The organism is Bartonella sp. ML69XJBT (assembly GCF_028618515.1).
Taxonomy (GTDB): domain Bacteria; phylum Pseudomonadota; class Alphaproteobacteria; order Rhizobiales; family Rhizobiaceae; genus Bartonella.
In genome coordinates this window covers 1-1795 of sequence record NZ_JAQITB010000103.1, presented here as the reverse complement: position 1 = coordinate 1795, position 1795 = coordinate 1, and the positions used below count along the sequence as shown (strand labels likewise).

Here is a 1795-nt window from a genome sequence, read left to right as displayed (position 1 = left end):
AAGCGGAAGATTATCAGCCGGAGTGCTAGAAAACTTTGCTGGAGGAGCAGGAGTAGTCAAGGGAGGCATAAAGCTTGCGGGTAAGCTTGTAGAAAAAGATCTCATCAAATTTGCTGCTAAAGCTGAAGAAGTGGCTATAACGGGAGCAACTAGTTCTGAAGTAAATACTGCTCATGTTGGGAAAGAAATTGCACAATCGCTAGAAAAAATGAGCGATGAAGCTATTGCAACTCAATATTTTGGGCAGGAAAGAAAATTTTGGTCAAAACCTATTGAGGTTGAGTTTGAAATAACTAACAAGGGAGAAAAAATTACTCAGACAAACAAAGTCTATCAGAGCGAAAAACTGTTTGATCCTAACCAGATTGTTAGTTGGACAGTCAACAAGAAAAAAGTGACAGGTACAAATATTGAAAGAATGAAAACAGGAAGAGCACCTATAGGTTTCGATAACGAGCCTATTGAATTACACCATATGCTACAAACACATGATGGTCCCATAGCAGAAGTTACAAATGCGTTTCATAATAAACATCATTCTGCTATTCACATTAATCCTAACACAATGGGATCAGCTATTGATAGGGATGCATTTGCTTTGTGGAGACAGAAATACTGGAAAGAACGTGCTAAAGGTTATGAAAATAAAGATATAGCAACTAGAAAATAACAATTTATGGAGAACAAATTATGAAAACTTACACTTTAGATGATGTTGTACAATTAATTGATAAATATAGCGATAGTATCGATTTTGGCTCTACAGATGAAGCAGTTGATGATGCACTGATTGAAAAAGCAGAGAAAACTCTTGGTTTGCAGTTTACGTCTTCCTATAAAAGTTTTTTAAAAAACTATGGAAGAGGGGAAATTTGTGGTGAGGAAATATGTAGCGTTTATGATACAAACTTTGAGATTATTCGTAGTGATGATATTGTTTATAAAAACTTAAATTATAGAAAAAATGGTTTTGCAACGCCACAGCAACTTATTGTTAGTAGAACCGATTTTGGAGAGACATTTTTCTTCGATTATTCTCAATTTCAGAATGGAGAATGTGCACTCTATTTTGATTTTCCACCCAAGGATCCACAATATTATGCAAGTAACTTCTATGAATTCCTCTGTAAAAGGATTACAGATAATTTGAAGTAAATTTCTTTGTATGGTGGTTTTACTTCCAAATTGCAATGTTAAACCACCATTATTTTTTTCTTTTCAAGAATGCAAGCATCGTTAATATTTTTTAGGGGGGATAATCTATGAAAACTTACAATTTATCGGATGTTGCACAATTAGTTGATAAGTATAGCGATCGTATCAATTTTGGTACTGCTGATGATGGAGTTGATGATGTACTAATTGAAAAAGCAGAGAAAACTCTCGGTTTGCAGTTTACAACTTCCTACAAGAGTTTTTTAAAAAATTACGGAGGAGGAGAAATTGGTTATGAAGAAATAATGAGCGTTTATCTTATAGACTTTGAGATTGCACGTAGTGATGATATTGTTTACAATCACTTAACAGATATAAAAAATGGTTTAGCAAAACCACAACAGCTTGTCGTTTGTACAAATGATTTGGATGAGTCATTTTATTTTGATTATTCTCAGTTTCGGGATGGTGAATGCCCACTCTATGTTGAAATTGCATCTGGAGATTCAGAGCATTACGCAAGTAACTTCTATGAATTCCTCTGTAAAAGAATTATAGCTAATTTGGAATGACGCTTTTTGGCGGGCGGTTTCCTTTTGAAATACACTGTTAAAGCCGTCATTCTTTTTTGTTTTCAAAA

At 34.2% G+C, this 1795-nt stretch carries 3 protein-coding genes; all 3 read left to right on the top strand.

Annotation, left to right across the window (positions count from 1 at the left end):
• Window positions 1-670: HNH/ENDO VII family nuclease (locus tag PVV68_RS10300; RefSeq protein ID WP_273722160.1), on the top strand; the 670-nt coding region annotated here is incomplete at its 5' end.
• Between the two features lie 20 nt (window positions 671-690).
• Entirely contained in the window at window positions 691-1155 is a 465-nt protein-coding gene (locus tag PVV68_RS10295) for an SMI1/KNR4 family protein (protein ID WP_273722158.1), read from the top strand.
• 107 nt (window positions 1156-1262) lie between these two features.
• A complete protein-coding gene (locus tag PVV68_RS10290) occupies window positions 1263-1727 on the top strand; it encodes an SMI1/KNR4 family protein (RefSeq protein WP_273722002.1) in 465 nt (154 codons plus the stop codon).
• Window positions 1728-1795 lie beyond the last annotated feature (68 nt).

Coding starts and splice junctions, on each gene's coding strand:
- PVV68_RS10295 (WP_273722158.1), top strand. CDS start 691: ATGAAAACTTACACTTTAGATGATGTTGTACAATTAATTGATAAATAT.
- PVV68_RS10290 (WP_273722002.1), top strand. CDS start 1,263: ATGAAAACTTACAATTTATCGGATGTTGCACAATTAGTTGATAAGTAT.